This window comes from Pseudoalteromonas sp. 31A1, assembly GCF_011378815.1.
In the GTDB taxonomy this organism is placed as follows: domain Bacteria; phylum Pseudomonadota; class Gammaproteobacteria; order Enterobacterales; family Alteromonadaceae; genus Pseudoalteromonas; species Pseudoalteromonas arctica.
This window is the reverse complement of the sequence record NZ_WTKY01000021.1, coordinates 15,354-31,477: the sequence shown is the minus strand read 5'-3', so window position 1 is coordinate 31,477 and position 16,124 is coordinate 15,354. Positions and strand designations below refer to the sequence as shown.

Below are 16,124 nucleotides of genomic sequence, written 5' to 3'. Positions count from 1 at the left end.
AGCTTTCTAGCGTACACTTGTACTCTGAACTGCTAGCATATAAATAACGCCAGACTATTTCAAAGAAAACCCGTAAAATAATTAAAAAATATATCCATAAATTTAAAAAATCATGATTAAAAACGCACATAGTCACTTTAATAATTTAGGTAAACCTTTGACTAATGACTCCGGTGATATTTATTTTTCTAATGTCGATGGCTTAGCTCAATCGCATTATGTGTTTTATGAGCAAAATAATATAGATGTACGATTACAAAATCATGACCAATCACATTTTGTTATTGCCGAAACCGGTTTTGGCACCGGTTTAAACTTTTTAAATACGTGGCAACGCTTTAAAGACCACCTTGAGCGGATGCAAGTTCAAAATGAATGTGAAAAAAGCGTAAAACGCCTACACTATATTTCGTTTGAAAAGTATCCCTTAACATTAACAGACTTAAAACAAGCATTAACAGCTTGGCCTACCTTAAGTTATTTTAGTGAGCAATTAACAGTAAACTACCCAATTAATTTAGAAGGATGCCACCGGCTCGAATTTAATAATGGTAGTGTTGTTCTCGATTTATACTTTGGTGATGCGCTTGAATCAATACAAGTAATGAGCTATCCGCAAACAGGAATTGTTGATGCTTGGTATTTAAATAGGCTTGAGCCAAGTAAAAATCCTGATATGTGGCAGCAAAGCTTATTTAACTCCATGGCTGATATAACAAGAGCTAATGCAACCTTATCGACTTTTACTGCCGCTGACTTTGTTCAACGAGGATTAATAGAGGCTGGCTTTAGTACTAAAAAAGCCAAAGATTTTAATCAAAAAGAAGATATGCTTACTGGCCAACTTAAACATGTTAATAACGCTCAATCAACCCCCGCTTATTTTAATCAAGATAGCAGTACTTTAAAAAATGTAGCGGTCATTGGCGGTGGTATTGCCAGTAGCTGTATTTTATACAGCTTGGCTAAACGAGGCATAACCAGCCAATTATTCTGCCAAGATGAAAAGCCTGCAATGGGGGCATCGCACAATGTGCAAGGCGCTATTTACCCTCACCTACAAGCTAAAAACTCGCCACACAGTGAATTGTTTGCACATAGCTTTTTATACGCCAAACGTTTGTATAACCAGTTACTCAAAAACGGCTTTAGCTTTGATTACGATTGGTGCGGCGTATTACAACACGCAGTGAAAAAACCTCTCGCTGATAAGCACGAAAACTTAGCACAAAAGCAACTGTGGCCAACCCAGCTAATGCGTAACGTAACCGCAGAGCAAGGCGATGAAATAGCCGGCGTAACGACAGGTTATTCAGGCGTATTTTTTGAACAAGGCGGCTGGGTTAACCCGCCACAATTAGTAAACGCTATGCTAAGCGCTGCAAATAGCATAAACCCATTTAAAAGCGTGTTTAACTGCAATATAAAACAACTTAAAAAAACTGACAAAGGTTGGTTTTTATTAACGAATGATGAGCAGCTAGGCCCGTTTAGCGATGTAATTATTTGTGCAGGTGAGCACAGCGATGCATTTAAGCAAACAAAAGCGCTACCTATAGTAGGCGTGCGCGGTCAGGTTTCACATATTGAGGCAAGTGAGCAATCACGCAAACTTAAAACAGTGCTATGCCATAAAGGGTATTTTACCCCGGCTTATTTAGATCATCACTGCATGGGTGCCACATTTGAAAAAAACACTAAAAGCCGCCAAGTTACAGCGCTCGACAACCAATTAAACCAAGAGCAACTACTTAGCTTTTATCAGCAAAGTGAATTTGCCTCTACCCTTGGCAATATAAACTCGGCAAAGGCGGCTGTTCGCTGCACATTTATAGATCACCTACCAATGGCAGGGCAATGGTGCGAACAAAGTGATTACATAATGGCTTTTGCTAATCTACGTTTAGGTAAACGCTATCAATATGAAAAACTTAATAAGCCACAACAAGGCCTGCATATTTTTACCGGTTTTGGCGCACGCGCGCTGTGTAGTGCACCGCTAAGTGCAGACCACCTCGTAAGTTGTTTAAATAATGAACCCCGCCCATTAAGCGAACGTGTAAGCCAAGCTATTCACCCTGCTCGGTTTATAGTGCGAGACTTAATTCGTAATAAAATTTAAATGACATTGGTGCTTATTGAGGTAAAATAAGTACCAATAAAAGGAATTTATTACTCAAAGGACTCTAATGAAAACTTTAGCATTTTTAATAATATTGCTATGCACTCTATCGTTTAACGCACTCAGCCAAAACATCACTGAAATCCCACTTCCTGAAGAATTTGTTACAACGATGGACGTAGCAAGCGAATACCCAATGGTACGCACTGGTTATTTAACAGATTCAATTTCTGATATCACTCGCTTTTATCAGCAAAAATTAGGTGAACCTTCAAAAACAAATGGCAATAGTACATATCGCACTTTGTTTTATAATTACCAAGAACATAAAGTCCGTATTAGTCTATACCGCCGTAGTTATGTGACCGAAGTGAGTATAATGGTTGAATAAAAAGGTCTAAAAAAACACGCCAAAAGCAGCTGATTTTAATACTCAGTTAAGCATCGCACTTTAATTAAAGTATTTTTTGAAATTAGCTCATTTAAACTCTTTTTTACCCTTTAAAAATAATCCCCTACCCCAAGGTCTGTTTGTAAGCACATTACTTTTACTATTTATTGGAAGGAGTTAATTATGAGTAAGACCCTAATTATTGGCGCAAGCGGACAAATAGGTAAAATGGCAACTGAGCTACTTTTAGAAAATGAGCAAAATGTTGTGGCATTAGTGCGTGACAAAAATAAGTTAAGCGATTTAAACAGCTCTTTTTTAACTATTGTTGAGCAAGATCTTGAAGGCGATTTTGGTGATGCAACAAAAGGCTGTGACCAAGTAATTTTTGCTGCTGGTTCTGGTGGAAGTACAGGCGATGATAAAACTGTACTCATTGATTTATGGGCTGCAACAAAAGCAGCTACATTCGCTAAAGAGCACGGCGTTAATCACTTTATTATGGTCAGTTCAATTGGTGCTGACGATCCAGATTCGATTCAAGGTGATTTAAAACCTTACTTGGTTGCTAAGCACATGGCTGACGAGCACCTAATAAATAGTGGTTTAAATTATACCATTGTTCGCCCTGGCACATTGACTGATGATAGTGCTTCAATGCAAGTAACTACGCAGCAACCAAGTGATCGTTCAGAAGCTAAAATTAGCCGCGAAAACGTAGCCAATGCATTATTACATATTGCGACCAACTCATTTATTAGTAACCGCATTTTTAAGTTGTTTGATGGCGACAAGCCAATTAAAGCCGCTGTTAAATAAGCTTTAATACCAATTTAATTAAACGTATGAACAATTATTACAAAGAATATGTAATTCATCGATAAGGCAAAAAATTACAGTATAGTCGCTCTATATCAGTAACTTTTTGGCGCAATGAATTATTTAATTCGCTTAAATAATTTATGTTTAATAAAATTAAATTTACTCCACTAAGCAAATTAGTGGAGTAATATTTTTATACCTTGCCAACCAAGTTGTAGCGTTAATAACGTTAAAACTATCCTAAAAATACGCTTAAATTTATCCCCAGCCATCCTTTTAAGTAATTTAATTCCGAACCAAGTTCCTACAGCGCCACTTATTACCATGGCAATTACAAGCGGTATCCATTGCCAAAAACTAAAGCCAACAGCGCCATAAATTATCGCTTTTAATAAATGCTGCACACTCATAATGCTCGAAAACGTTGCCGTAAATTTTAACTTTTCGTAATTATTTATATATAAACAGCTACCAACTAATGGGCCACTTGCCCCCACAAACATAGAAATAAAAGTAGTTATTCCACCGGCGACCATACGCCACACCTTAGAGGTTAATTTTATAGGTGGCGTTTTACCCCACAGTAAATAAATAACAAAAATAGCGACCACTAACTTTATAGCATCAAGCGATATATCATCAATAACAAAACTTGATAACCCCGCCCCTACTAAGCCGCCTAACGCAAAATATACAAACATGCTTTTATCAATATGCTTAAAACTGAGTAAAAACCTATTTGCATTAGAGCCAAGCTGTACTAAACCATGCACAGGCACAACAACTGCCATTGGCATAAACGACGCCATAACAACAAGCAGCATTAATCCGCCACCAGCACCAAATGCAGCAGATATAAAAGAAGTAAAGCCAGCGGTGATCATTAACAATAAAAACAAAAATAAAGACATGCTGTCGGGAAATAAAAAATCCATAAAACTCCACTGCCTATTTAAGTACTTTTAAGTCGCAGTATTTTAAACAATAAAAGGTACTAAACGCATTTATAGCAACTTTATCAGCTTCTATCTCTAGCTATGTACTATGTTGCGTTGTTTTTGCACTTTGTTTGCACATTTAACAAATATTATACATTCAATTTCATTACCGGATATTTTTGATGAGAAGATTTAACACACCAATTTTGACACCGCTTGCAGTGTGTATACTTGCACTGGGTTTAGCTGCCTGTAACGGTAGCGATGCTGAAAGCACCGTCGTAACTGAAACAACCACCGATGAGGGAACTACAACAGATACTTCAACCGATTTTGTTGTAGAAGTTGACCCTTTTAACTTTGAAAGCGATGCGCTCATTTCATCAATTACCACTCAAACATGTACGCTAAGTAATGGCGATGAAGCCTCATGCTACAAAATTGATATTGCCGGTGCGCCTTCAAATTACGAGATTGGTGTATTTTGCCCTCAAAATATCACCTCAACAGCAGACGAAGCCGGTATTTGGTTTGACGGCACCGGTGAGGTTTACGATATAACCGGAGACTTTATTTTAAATCTACCAACATTATATAACGATAGTCATTGGCAACTATACGACGAAGGTACAGGCCTTGTAAATGTAACCGACACACAAGAATCGTGTGATGGCGCTGCACGCCCAAACGTAGAAGAACAATACCAAAACCACTGCGTAGAATGCTCTATTGATTATGTTGATGGCGGTATATCAGAATCATTTTTAATTCCAATAACGCCTGTTGCAACCACTCAAAATAGCAGTATTGGTAACGCCAATGTAGGTGTTGCTCTCAATGGTGTTGTACTTGCTGCACCCGCGCCTGTTGAGGCTATTTTAGGCGCATACACTATTGCAGCCTTTGATGATTGCGCTGGCCATATTAACTTAGTAGCAGGTTATCACTACCACGGTGAAGCAGGTTGTAGCCAAACACAAATCCAATCAGACGGTCATGCCGCCATGATGGGTTATGCACTCGATGGATTTGGTATATTTGGCATGCTTAACGAAGATGGATTAGAACCCACTGATTTAGACGAATGTAGAGGCCACAACGACGATACACGCGGATACCACTACCATGCAGCCGATGTATCTGAAAACATGTTTATTGGTTGTTTTAAAGGTGCTACCGCAAGATAACTCGCATTCTGGCCAAATAATTAACTGAGATACTAATGAAAATATTTAACGTGATAAAAGCACTAACCACTGGCTTTTTACTTGCTGCCTCATGCTCAGCGCTAAGCCATGCAGGCCACGGTTCAAACGCGCCTTGGGAAGCATGTGAAGCAAAAGCCATTAATGAAGATTGCAGCTACACAAGCCATGATAAAAAAGCGACAGGCACATGCCAAGCAATGAACAAAGTACTTATGTGCGTTCGAAATAAACCACTTGAAAAATTAATAGACAAAGCAACCCAACCAGCAAGTGATCAAAAGCAATCTGTAAAATCACTCGCTAAACGATAAAGTAACAGCTACACGCCAAAGCCTTAACGCTGTTTGTTAAGGCTTTTTTAATCGCAAATCATTAGAAAGCATACCCTTTATCTGTTAAGTTAGCTTTGTGTATCAAATAATAAAAATAAAATTCCAAAAATGGAATTACACAAGCAAGGTACTAACGTGAGCGCTACATTTAAAATTGTTTTTAATGGTCAGTTATATCAAAATACTGACCTTACCTCTGCCCAAGAACAACTCAGCCAACTTCTTAATATTCCTCATAATATTGTTGTTCAGTTATTTGATGGAAAAGCTTACGCTTTAAAAAAAGACTTATCGAGTATTGATGCTGTTAAAACAGAATCCTCACTTAAAAAGCTAGGTTTGATTACTAAAGTAGAACCTCAACTCATTACTGTAATCTCTCAATCTCAAAATAATCAAATAGCACTCACTGAGCACAGTAAAAATACAGATAAACACATTAGTGAAAGTACTAACGACAAAAGTATCTCAATACAAAATGAACGCCTAGATACAGACGAAGCCCCAAATACAGCTGCAGCTATTAAGCAAAGTTATAATAAATATAAACTACTGCGTAACACTTTAAAAAGCGCATTGTACTTTTGCTATTGCGCACTTTGTATTATTACCTTAGTAGGCGTAGTGATCAGTGTTAATGCACTTAAAAACAACTTTGGCACTCTAAATAACACAACTACAAACAACTTAAGTTACCAAAACTATAAACAATATTTGATTGATCAAAATAGCCTAAATCAACCAACACAAAAAGTAACAAACGAGCGAACAGCTAACCCTACACAGCAAAAAAGTAATGAATACTTTAGTCGCTTTTCATCGCTAATAAATAGCTACGCGCAAAGTACAGGACAAGCTGATATAAAAACGATGGGGGGTGACAAATTACAACAGCACCTACAAGAAATAGACGACCTAGGCCCTAAAAATGAATTTTGGCAGCAACTGATACAACTTTCAAAAAGCTTAGATAACGATAAGCACACAATAGGGATGCTCAACAATACTGATCCCGCCAAAGTACAATGGATAAACGCGGTAGATTGGATAAGCCAAAGCTATATTAGGCAACATCAAAACTCGCAAACTACAAACAGCTCTCCAGTCAGAACCGAAGAGCAAAATAACCCTATACTTAATCTAACGTTGTTAATAAGTATGCTCTCGTTATTTAGTATTTTTATAATTGCGATAAAAATGAAGCTACGTGCAATTAAAAATTCTTAAACTCTATTTTTACTTTATAAATTCCATAAAAAAACCCGCAAATTTGAATTAACAAATTTGCGGGCTTCTTATGGTTTTCGAATAACGAGTTCGAAAACCTTTATTGGTGGAGCTGGGAGGGGGGAGCCCCGTCCACAAAGTTAAATCGAAAAACAACCTATTAAAAACAAAAATTTAGTTAAAAAGGAGATATTAGATTCTACTGTAATCTAGTCGAGACTTACTTTAACTTTTATTTATCGACATAAATTGGACAAATTATTTACTCTCTTTTCGAGGAGGCGGCATTCTTGGTGGTGGTGGTGGTGGCACACTACTTTTGCTTCTTTCAACAGGATTTTGGCTTTTATCTGACATTGCTATTTCCTTTTTGATTATTTTGTTTATTTGGTTTCCTTGGAGGAGGAGGTGGTGGTGGTGTTTGTATTCTCCGATCTTGTTCTTCCATTATTTACTTCCTCTTTATTAATAGTATGAATTGTATTTATAACTTTGTTTAATGTAGGTTTTACTTGACCATTTGTTTTGCTAGATTCACTTAAATTGAACGCGAAGTAGATTCCTACTAATAAGATTCCTATAATCAAAAAAATTGGCGAACTATAGTGGAATATTCTTGTAAAAAAACCCAAAACTTTTGGTTCTTTAAATTTGATTTTATCTAATTTTACTTTCTTTATTTTAAAATTGCTTTCTTTTCCGACTTCTTCATATTCATATAATTTTCTAATCAAGTTCGATCTTTCTCTTAAAATTGAGTCAATTCTTTTTCTATTTCTTGATAGCATTACCCCACTAAAATACATGCTAATTATTACTAATGTCATTGAGCCGGCTATAAAAAACCAACCACATATCAATAATAAGTTATTGATATGGTTATCAATAGAACTATAATTTTTACTGTAGTTAAACAAAAGACCTATTGCTACGCTTGAAATTGTTAATATAGCTTTATCAGATGCTTCTGAATTTTTTAACTCACTCTCGTCAATTCCACTTCTATATTTTAAATAATGGTCATGCTCATCATAGCAATCATCAATTTCTTTTTCGTACCTAATAAATACTTTATCATCACTCATCCACAAATCCTTGGGCCTAATCTAATAGCATCCTCTAAATGGCTTGGCGCAAAATGAGCGTAAACCATAGTTTGTTCAATCTTTGCATGACCCAGTATTTGTTGCAAGACTAAAATATTACCTGCGTTCATCATAAAGTGACTCGTAAAGGTATGCCTTAATACATGGCTAAACTGCCCGTTTGGCAGATTAATATCTGTTTTATTTACTGTACTGTAAGACGCTGAAATAACAGCTAAAGCTTAGTTGCTACAAACGTTAAACGATCATTAATAATTAAATTATAAGCATAAAAAAACCCGCAAATTTGGATTAACAAATTTGCGGGTTTCTTATGGTTTTCGAATAACGATTTCAAAAACCTTTATTGGTGGAGCTGGGGGGATTTGAACCCCCGTCCGAAAAGCCTCGACCGTCGGTACTACATGTTTAGTATTGTCATTTAATTAACCTTTAAGTCCCGGACAAACACGGTAAATAAAGGCGAGGCCGCTTAGTTTTAGCGCTTCAACCCCGGCCAGGGTTTCCGTCGCGATCAGGTGTTAGGGTGACACTCCAAAATCCAGTCCACAAGAATACATGGAAGGAGCGCTAGCCAGCCTAAGCTGCTAGAGAGTAGTTATCGTCGTTTGCGATTACTTTAGGTTGCGGCTGTTTAACGAGGCAAACCGCACCTCGACATGCACCTTGGGCTTCTTGAATTCCGTCGAATCCTAATCAGCCCCTGAATTAGTAACTCAATTCAGAGCGTGCAAACAGTATAACTGAGTAAAGTACTGATACTCAAGGCCTAGTAACGCTTTATTTTAATTGCATGTGCCAATCGCGCATTAAGTAACCAAAATTTAGTTTGTGCAAGCCTATATAAACATTTACTTAACAATGTGTTTAACCTGTGTTCAAATAAGGAGTTAAGGTTTTTGTCATTTCTAAACCTTTAGTTGTAAAAAAATAAAAATAATAACAGGCATAATTTAAGGAATTTATAAATGTCGGTTTTTTCATTTGATAAAAGTACAGGGTTTGTCTCTTTAGTAAGTCACCCTATTGATAGTGGTTTTCCTGTTACAAGTACTCAGTTAACGCAAATGCTAGAGCAATCTGAGTTTAGTGAGTACGAAGCTGTCATTGCCAATATTGGAAAGCTTTTTGCGCCAACTAAAAATTATCAGGAAGTATCGCTTGTCGTTGCTAGAGCTGTAGGTGCGTCGCTTATCATTAATATTGATGAAAAAAACATGGTCGCAGAAGCAACATTAACTACCGCTAAAGGTGGCGCACTTTTGTCTATGGAAGGCGCGCAAAAAGCACTTGCTGATGCAGGTGTTAAAAAAGGAATAAGTCCTCGTGCGCTTGATACCTTTTTAGGCCAGCAGTTTGAGCAACCAGCAGGAAGCTCTTACAGTGCCATAATTGCACATGGGCGCAATCCAAAAGAAGGCAGCGATGCTAAATTTGTGCGTTTATGCTCAACAGCTCAAGACCGAGTACTCAGCCCACAAGCTAAAGAAGGCGGTAAGGTTGATATGAAAAACCTTGGCGCTATTATCACCGTAAAACCTGGCACTCCCTTAATGCAGCGTATTGCAGCGACCCCTGGAGAAGAAGGCTATACGGTATTTGGCGATTCAATTAGTGCAAAACCAGGTAAAGATCACCAACTCCAGCCTTTCGAAGGTACAAAAGTAGATCCTAATAATCCTAATATGCTTATTGCCGACTGCAAAGGTGTGCCCGTTGCCCTACCCCGTGGTATGCGTGTAGATGACGTTTTATGCTTTGATAACGTAGATGTAAGTACAGGCCATGTTGATTTTGATGGTAGCGTAATTATTACTGGCGATATTAAAGACGGCATGCGTGTAAAAGCCAATGGTGATATTACGGTACTTGGTTTTGTAGAATCAGGAACTGTTGAAAGTAAAAGTGCGGTAACCATTATGCTTGGCGCAATTGGCCGAAAACGTGAAGGCGAGGAAGCATTTACGTGCTGTATAACCGCTCAGCGAACTATTTCGATTGGTTATGCCCAGTACTGCGACATTAAATCCGAACAAGATTTATTTATTGAACGCCAAACTCTGCATTGTGATTTGAGTGCTAGGCGATTAATACGTGTAGGCAAAGCAAATGACCCGCGAGGTAAAATTATTGGCGGTAATATTTTAGATGCTATGCGCATTGAAACAGGTGAACTAGGCGCGCCAGCCGGTACTAAAACGCGCGTATTTTTAGCACAGCTCTGGTTTGAGCTTCGCCAAAAGCAAACACAAATAACCGATTTTGAAAAAGTACTTGCAACCAAAGTAGCGGCTTTACAACAAGCTCGTGAAAAAGCGAGTAAAATTGCGGGGGCAGCTCAGCGCCAGCAATTCATGAATAAGATAACTGAAAATGAACAACATATAAAAATACGCTCTGCCCATATTAATCGTCAAAAACTACTTATTAAGCAAAAAATAACGCAATTACTTGCCAGTAGCCGTTTAAAAGTAAACGAATTAATGCACCCTGGTGTGGAGCTTAAAATAGCGAAAGATTCTAAACAATTTTCGCGTATTTACCCGCCCCACCTAGTTAAGCTAACTGAGGGTAAAATTACTCAGACGTTTTAGCGTCTTCGTCATTTTTTGTTTCAGTTTCAGTTTCAGTTTCAGCGTCGCAATCATCTAGCGGCGCTAATGGCCAACCACCTAATTGCTGCCAGCGGTTTACTATTAAACAATAAAGCTCAGCTGTACGTTCTGTGTCGTAAAGCGCTGAATGCGCTTGGCTGTTATCAAACTCGATACCAGCCGCTCTACATGCTTTTGCTAATACAGTTTGCCCTAACGCTAAACCTGCTAAAGACGTTGTATCGAAGCTTACAAACGGGTGAAATGGCGTACGCTTAATGTTATTACGCTCTATTGCTGCATTTAAAAAGCCATGATCGAATGCGGCATTATGCGCCACAATAACTGAGCGTTGGCACCCAGCAGCCTTTTGCGCTTTGCGTACTACTTTACATATTTCTTTAATTACTTCATCTTCAGGTACTGCGCCACGTAATGGTGAAAACGGGTCTATACCATTAAAGTCGATGGCGGCTTGTTCTATATTAGCGCCTTCGAATGGCTGAACATGAAAATGAACAGTATGATCTATGCTGAGCAATCCTTCGTCATCCATTTTTAAAACAGAGGCTGCTATTTCTAGTAAGGCGTCTGTTTCTTTGTTAAAACCTGCAGTTTCAACATCAATAACAACAGGAAAAAATCCACGAAAGCGTTTTGCGAAAGGTGTTTGCTCAGTATTTGCCATAGTCTTCTTTGTTTATACGTGTAAGCTGACTATTATGTCAAAATTGATGCCCCCTAGGCTAGGGGATTTAAGTATTTATTGCTTTAAAATTGTAGGCACATAACTTGCTTTAACTTATAAGTTAGTTACGTAGAGAATAAACTAATCATTGCAGTCGTTAATTTGCCAAATTATTGGCATTCCCGGATAGCTGGAGAGCACCATGAAGTATAAGTTGTTATTTATTAGCCTTAGTATAAGTGCGGTGCTTTACAGTACTCACTCGCAAGCTGCTATGCGCCAATACACAGCAACCCAAGACAACTCCAACTGGGAAGTCGTTAAAACAACGCGCTTACAATGCCAATTAAATCATGAAGTTCCTTATTACGGCGAAGCTATTTTTAAAGCTTCAGCAAGTAAAAATAAAAACTTAACATTTAATTTAGATATGGTTGTACGCCCAGATAACTACGCAATTGCAGGTTTAAAAGCAGTGCCACCTACATGGCGTGCAGGATTGCCCGCTCGCGATATTGCAAACATGAAATTACTTAAAAAGTTTGATGGCGAGCTAGGCAATAAAACCGCATGGGAAATGCTTACCGAGCTTGAAAAAGGCTACTACCCTACTTTTTATTATCAAGACTGGCAAAACAGTGCCGATAAAATTGCCGTTGGTATATCGAGCGTAAACTTTAAACAAGCTTACTGGGCTTTTTTACAATGCCGTGATGAGCTACTCCCGTACAGCTTTGAAGATATTTCGTTTACTGTAATGAACTATCAATCAAACAGCAGTAAATTAACTAAATCGTCGCAACAACGTCTTGATAAAATTGCTGAGTATTTAAAAAATGATGCAAGCATAGAGTCCATTAGTATTGACTCATACACTGATAGCTATGGCGGACGCTGGAATAACTTAGATTTATCGCGCAAGCGCGCCAAAACTATAAAAGATTACATGGTGAGCTTGGGTGTTGATGAAGCCAAAGTACAAACAACCGGTTTAGGTGAAAAACGTTTTGTTGATAATAACGATAATATTTTAAGCCGAGACAAAAACCGTCGTTTGATTATTCAAATAGAAAAAATGTAGTAAAGCTAATTTGTGTTTACTTTTTTCGCTTTAAAAATTTATCACCAAATTGAAAAAAGCCCAGACTAATTAAAATAATAACCGCACCAATTATTAACTCTTGGCTTAGTGACTCATTGTTTAGCCAAGCTCCCAAACCTAGCGCAAAGCTAGGAGTTATAAGAGTAGTAAGTGATACCGTACTCGCATTTAGGTTTTGCAGTACATGAAAATACGCCAAAGCCCCTACTAAAGATCCAAATATTCCTAGATAACCAATAGCCCACAATGATTTTGCACTCCAGTTTTGTATATGCAATTCACCGTCTAATAACCACCACGCAATAAAAAAGAGTGGAGTTACAAAAACTAAGGCACCAAATGTTGTTGCCATTGGATGAATCGCAATCTGTACGCGCTTGATCATCACACCACTTAAACTAAAAAAGCAGACCGCCATAAACACATAAAGTAACCCAAGCCCTTGAGTTTGCGAGTTTTGTACTTGGTTATAACTAACAAAATATAAGCCAATTAAGGCGCACGCTAACGCAACTAATTTAATCGGGCTAAATTTAGGCTCATTTAATAGCTGTTGAGCAAGCAATCCCGACAAAATAGGTGCAAGGCCAAACATAAGCGAAATAATGCCTGAAGGCACTGTTTTAGCTGCCATATAGCTTAGTAACATGCCACCAAAAATACCTATACTCGAATAAAAGTAAAGTAGGCATGCGTTTTTACTCCAAGGCACTCTAATATTTGTAATAGCAACAATTAAGCCGCCTAACAATAACCCCACCAGCATCCGCATTAACACTGCAAGTGTTGGCGATACAGTGTCACTACTCCACACTATACCCAGTGGTGTAGTAGACCATATAAGAACCATTAAAAAATACGATACTTTAACTGGCACGTGCCATCCTTACGCTTTATATGAATGAATAAAACAAAGAATAAATTATACGCTCACCACCGTGTTTTTGTACTTTTTAAACGCTAAAGCCCTTAATAAATACAGTTGTAAATTGTAAGTTACATTTTTATACCGCTCTTTTATTACAAAACTATTTGAGATTTGAGCAACTAGTTATATGGTGCATCAATATTAATAATAATTAAGGTAATTAAGTGCTTAAAAATAAAACAACGGGAAGCATGTTAATTGTTGCAGGCACCACTATTGGTGCGGGTATGTTGGCACTGCCAATTGCCTCTGCTGGGCTTGGGTTTAGTACTGCACTTGCATTAATAATTGCTAGCTGGTTATTAATGACCTACACCGCACTACTCATGTTAGAGCTACACCAATATGCACCACGCGATGCAACATTAAATACATTGGCTAAATTATGGCTTGGAAAACGCGGACAATACATCGCGAATTTTTCGATGGTTTTTTTATTTTACGCTTTATGCGCTGCTTATATTGCAGGTGGTGGTGCACAACTTCAAGCGCGTATAAATATAGGCTTTGATGTAGATATAGCCCCACAGTTTGGCTCTGTGATCCTCGCTATTATTATTGCAAGTGTGGTAACACTAGGCACTAGCAAGGTAGATAAACTAAATAGAGTGTTATTTACAATAAAAATTATTGTATTAGCTAGTTTGTTTTACATGCTTACCCCTTATGTACAAGGTAGACACTTATTAGAGATGCCCGTAGAGCAAGGATTAATCCTTTCGGCTATACCGGTTATATTTACTTCGTTTGGTTTTCATGGCTCTATCCCTTCTATTGTTAAATATGTTGGTGTAGAAATAAAAGTACTGCGCAAAGTAATGATTGCTGGAGCCGCCCTACCTTTAGTTATTTATATTTTTTGGCAACTACTTAGCCAAGGTATTATGAGCCAAGCTGATTTACTCAACAGCCAAGGTCTTAATGGATTTGTATCTAGCGTGGCAAGTATTGCGCATAACCCAAGTGTGGCAACGGCCGTTAAGTTATTTGCTGATTTAGCACTTGCGACATCATTTTTAGGGGTGAGTTTAGGGTTATTCGATTTTTTTGCTGATGCATTTAAAAAGGGTGACAATAAAACAGACCGAATTAAAACGGCCTTAATTACGTTTATTCCGCCACTTGGCTTTGCATTATTTTATCCTCAAGGCTTTATTATGGCCTTAGGGTATGCTGCAATAGCACTTGTCGTCCTAGCAATATTTTTGCCTGTAGCAATGGTTTATAAACAGCGTACAACATCAAATAAAACAGGCTACCAAGTTAAAAGTGGGAATGTTGGGCTTGGTATAGCAGCTATATGTGGCATCACTATTATTGCTGCGCAGTTTATGCAAATGGCGGGGCTTATTCCTGCTATCGGTTAAAGGTTGCTGCTAATTGTTTAAATTTAGATAATAAAAAACCGCACATCATTATGATGTGCGGTTTTTTATATTAACTGCGTTTATTTACAAACGTCAGCTACAGCATTTGAAAAGTATTCAATATTTGAATGACTAACACCTGCAACATTTACGCGGCTAGAGCCAACTATGTAAATGCCGTATTCTTTTTGTAGGCGAGCAATTTGCTCTTTATTAATACCTAAGAAAGAAAACATACCATTTTGGCGTTCAATAAATGAGAAGTCTTGAGCAATATCTTTAGTTGCTAAGCTTTCTTTAATTAAGCTACGTAAGCCATTTATACGACTACGCATTTCATCAAGCTCAGAGTGCCACAATTGTGTAAGCTCTGTACTGCTTAAAATAGTATTAACAATATCGGCACCATGCGCTGGCGGCATTGAGTAAATACTACGTACAACGCTTAGCATTACAGAGTTTGAAATATCTGCTGTTGCGCTGTCTTTTGCAATTAGTGAACATGCACCAATACGCTCGCGGTATAAGCCAAAGTTTTTAGAACATGAAGAACAAATAATTAGCTCTTCCACTGCATCGGCTAAAATACGTAAGCCACGTGCATCGTCTTCAAGTGAGGCACCAAAGCCTTGGTACGCAATATCAACAAGTGGTGTAAAGCCAACTTCTTTTGCCAGTTCGGCAACCGTGTTCCACTGTGTTTCGTTTAAATCCATACCGCTTGGGTTATGACAACATGCATGCAGTAAAACCACATCACCTTTAGGCACTTGTTTAAGTGTGTTGATCATTTCATCAAACAATAAATCTTTATTTTCGTAATCGTAATATGGGTATTCTTTTACTGTTAAGCCTGCAGCTTCAAACAAGCTAATATGGTTAGCCCATGTTGGGTTAGTTACCCAAACAGTCGCGTCTGTATTACAACGCTTAATAAATTCAGCTGCAACACGAAGTGCACCCGTACCACCTGGCGCTTGCGCAGTACGTACGCGATTTGCTAGCAATGCTTGATGCTCGCCTAATAGTAACTGCTCCATTTTTTGGCAGTAATCTAAATTACCCGCTAAACCAATGTAAGATTTGCTCATTTCGTTTTCAAGACGAAACGCTTCAGCTTTTTTAACCGCTTTAAGAACCGGTGTATTGCCTTGCTCATCTTTGTAGACACCTACACCTAAATCAATTTTATTAGGGTTTGTATCTTGTTTATAGGCCGCCATAAGGCCAAGAATAGGATCTGTTGGTAATGGTTTTAATACTGAGAACATTGGCTATCTCTTATCGTTATTTAGGGGT

General features: G+C 38.0%; 14 protein-coding genes, 1 other RNA gene and 1 pseudogene. 9 read left to right on the top strand and 7 right to left on the bottom strand.

Annotation, left to right across the window (positions count from 1 at the left end; translation table 11 throughout):
- Nucleotides 1-112: 112 nt before the first annotated feature.
- The 3 genes from mnmC (at nucleotide 113) to GQR52_RS16840 (ending at nucleotide 3,332) form a co-directional block, all read left to right on the top strand.
- Nucleotides 113-2,122 (top strand): bifunctional tRNA (5-methylaminomethyl-2-thiouridine)(34)-methyltransferase MnmD/FAD-dependent 5-carboxymethylaminomethyl-2-thiouridine(34) oxidoreductase MnmC, encoded by a 2,010-nt coding sequence (mnmC, locus tag GQR52_RS16850; RefSeq protein WP_165729169.1) that lies wholly within the window; start codon nucleotides 113-115, stop codon nucleotides 2,120-2,122.
- Between the two features lie 67 nt (nucleotides 2,123-2,189).
- The gene (locus GQR52_RS16845; protein ID WP_165729168.1) at nucleotides 2,190-2,513 is read left to right on the top strand and encodes a hypothetical protein; all 324 of its coding nucleotides are present in this window, start codon (nucleotides 2,190-2,192) and stop codon (nucleotides 2,511-2,513) included.
- A 183-nt stretch (nucleotides 2,514-2,696) separates the two neighbouring features.
- The gene (locus GQR52_RS16840) at nucleotides 2,697-3,332 is read left to right on the top strand and encodes an NAD(P)-binding oxidoreductase (protein WP_165729167.1); all 636 of its coding nucleotides are present in this window, start codon (nucleotides 2,697-2,699) and stop codon (nucleotides 3,330-3,332) included.
- A gap of 179 nt (nucleotides 3,333-3,511) precedes the next feature.
- Here GQR52_RS16840 and GQR52_RS16835 read toward each other — a convergent pair whose 3' ends face one another.
- Complete coding sequence (locus GQR52_RS16835; protein ID WP_165729166.1) at nucleotides 3,512-4,270, bottom strand: sulfite exporter TauE/SafE family protein; 759 nt, start codon at nucleotides 4,268-4,270, stop codon at nucleotides 3,512-3,514.
- A gap of 185 nt (nucleotides 4,271-4,455) precedes the next feature.
- Here GQR52_RS16835 and GQR52_RS16830 point away from each other — a divergent pair, with 185 nt between their 5' ends.
- The 3 genes from GQR52_RS16830 (at nucleotide 4,456) to GQR52_RS16820 (ending at nucleotide 7,040) form a co-directional block, all read left to right on the top strand.
- Complete coding sequence (locus GQR52_RS16830; protein ID WP_165729165.1) at nucleotides 4,456-5,460, top strand: YHYH protein; 1,005 nt, start codon at nucleotides 4,456-4,458, stop codon at nucleotides 5,458-5,460.
- Between the two features lie 35 nt (nucleotides 5,461-5,495).
- Complete coding sequence (locus tag GQR52_RS16825; protein ID WP_165729164.1) at nucleotides 5,496-5,792, top strand: hypothetical protein; 297 nt, start codon at nucleotides 5,496-5,498, stop codon at nucleotides 5,790-5,792.
- A gap of 156 nt (nucleotides 5,793-5,948) precedes the next feature.
- Nucleotides 5,949-7,040 carry a hypothetical protein gene (locus GQR52_RS16820; RefSeq protein ID WP_346774287.1) on the top strand — a complete coding sequence of 364 codons (1,092 nt, stop codon included), beginning with the start codon at nucleotides 5,949-5,951 and terminating at the stop codon, nucleotides 7,038-7,040.
- A gap of 383 nt (nucleotides 7,041-7,423) precedes the next feature.
- On the opposite strand, the gene GQR52_RS16815 is transcribed toward GQR52_RS16820, so the two are convergent.
- From GQR52_RS16815 to ssrA, 3 genes and pseudogenes are all read right to left on the bottom strand, one after another.
- Nucleotides 7,424-8,125 carry a hypothetical protein gene (locus tag GQR52_RS16815; RefSeq protein WP_165729162.1) on the bottom strand — a complete coding sequence of 234 codons (702 nt, stop codon included), beginning with the start codon at nucleotides 8,123-8,125 and terminating at the stop codon, nucleotides 7,424-7,426.
- Nucleotides 8,122-8,334, bottom strand: a pseudogene (locus GQR52_RS16810) (tyrosine-type recombinase/integrase); the annotation flags it as partial. The gene GQR52_RS16815 and the pseudogene GQR52_RS16810, both read right to left, overlap by 4 nt.
- A gap of 159 nt (nucleotides 8,335-8,493) precedes the next feature.
- Nucleotides 8,494-8,850: a transfer-messenger RNA gene (ssrA, locus tag GQR52_RS16805) on the bottom strand.
- 264 nt (nucleotides 8,851-9,114) lie between these two features.
- Here ssrA and GQR52_RS16800 point away from each other — a divergent pair.
- Nucleotides 9,115-10,740 (top strand): FapA family protein, encoded by a 1,626-nt coding sequence (locus GQR52_RS16800; RefSeq protein WP_165729161.1) that lies wholly within the window; start codon nucleotides 9,115-9,117, stop codon nucleotides 10,738-10,740.
- On the opposite strand, the gene rnt is transcribed toward GQR52_RS16800, so the two are convergent.
- A complete protein-coding gene (rnt, locus tag GQR52_RS16795) occupies nucleotides 10,724-11,428 on the bottom strand; it encodes a ribonuclease T (RefSeq protein ID WP_165729160.1) in 705 nt (234 codons plus the stop codon). The genes GQR52_RS16800 and rnt overlap by 17 nt on opposite strands.
- A gap of 202 nt (nucleotides 11,429-11,630) precedes the next feature.
- Here rnt and GQR52_RS16790 point away from each other — a divergent pair, with 202 nt between their 5' ends.
- Nucleotides 11,631-12,509 (top strand): OmpA family protein, encoded by an 879-nt coding sequence (locus GQR52_RS16790; protein ID WP_007581990.1) that lies wholly within the window; start codon nucleotides 11,631-11,633, stop codon nucleotides 12,507-12,509.
- 16 nt (nucleotides 12,510-12,525) lie between these two features.
- Here GQR52_RS16790 and GQR52_RS16785 read toward each other — a convergent pair whose 3' ends face one another.
- The gene (locus tag GQR52_RS16785; RefSeq protein ID WP_165729159.1) at nucleotides 12,526-13,407 is read right to left on the bottom strand and encodes a DMT family transporter; all 882 of its coding nucleotides are present in this window, start codon (nucleotides 13,405-13,407) and stop codon (nucleotides 12,526-12,528) included.
- Between the two features lie 215 nt (nucleotides 13,408-13,622).
- On the opposite strand from GQR52_RS16785, the gene GQR52_RS16780 reads away from it, so the two are divergent.
- Nucleotides 13,623-14,825, top strand: coding sequence for an aromatic amino acid transport family protein (locus GQR52_RS16780; protein WP_165729158.1), 1,203 nt, complete (start codon nucleotides 13,623-13,625; stop codon nucleotides 14,823-14,825).
- An 80-nt stretch (nucleotides 14,826-14,905) separates the two neighbouring features.
- Here the strand turns inward: GQR52_RS16780 and GQR52_RS16775 are convergent, their stop codons facing one another.
- On the bottom strand, nucleotides 14,906-16,096 hold the full coding sequence (locus GQR52_RS16775) for an amino acid aminotransferase (protein WP_165729157.1): 1,191 nt from the start codon (nucleotides 16,094-16,096) through the stop codon (nucleotides 14,906-14,908).
- Nucleotides 16,097-16,124 lie beyond the last annotated feature (28 nt).

Coding starts and splice junctions, on each gene's coding strand:
- GQR52_RS16815 (WP_165729162.1), bottom strand. CDS start 8,125: ATGAGTGATGATAAAGTATTTATTAGGTACGAAAAAGAAATTGATGAT.
- GQR52_RS16830 (WP_165729165.1), top strand. CDS start 4,456: ATGAGAAGATTTAACACACCAATTTTGACACCGCTTGCAGTGTGTATA.
- GQR52_RS16800 (WP_165729161.1), top strand. CDS start 9,115: ATGTCGGTTTTTTCATTTGATAAAAGTACAGGGTTTGTCTCTTTAGTA.
- mnmC (WP_165729169.1), top strand. CDS start 113: ATGATTAAAAACGCACATAGTCACTTTAATAATTTAGGTAAACCTTTG.
- GQR52_RS16790 (WP_007581990.1), top strand. CDS start 11,631: ATGAAGTATAAGTTGTTATTTATTAGCCTTAGTATAAGTGCGGTGCTT.
- GQR52_RS16775 (WP_165729157.1), bottom strand. CDS start 16,096: ATGTTCTCAGTATTAAAACCATTACCAACAGATCCTATTCTTGGCCTT.
- GQR52_RS16840 (WP_165729167.1), top strand. CDS start 2,697: ATGAGTAAGACCCTAATTATTGGCGCAAGCGGACAAATAGGTAAAATG.
- rnt (WP_165729160.1), bottom strand. CDS start 11,428: ATGGCAAATACTGAGCAAACACCTTTCGCAAAACGCTTTCGTGGATTT.
- GQR52_RS16835 (WP_165729166.1), bottom strand. CDS start 4,270: ATGGATTTTTTATTTCCCGACAGCATGTCTTTATTTTTGTTTTTATTG.
- GQR52_RS16845 (WP_165729168.1), top strand. CDS start 2,190: ATGAAAACTTTAGCATTTTTAATAATATTGCTATGCACTCTATCGTTT.
- GQR52_RS16825 (WP_165729164.1), top strand. CDS start 5,496: ATGAAAATATTTAACGTGATAAAAGCACTAACCACTGGCTTTTTACTT.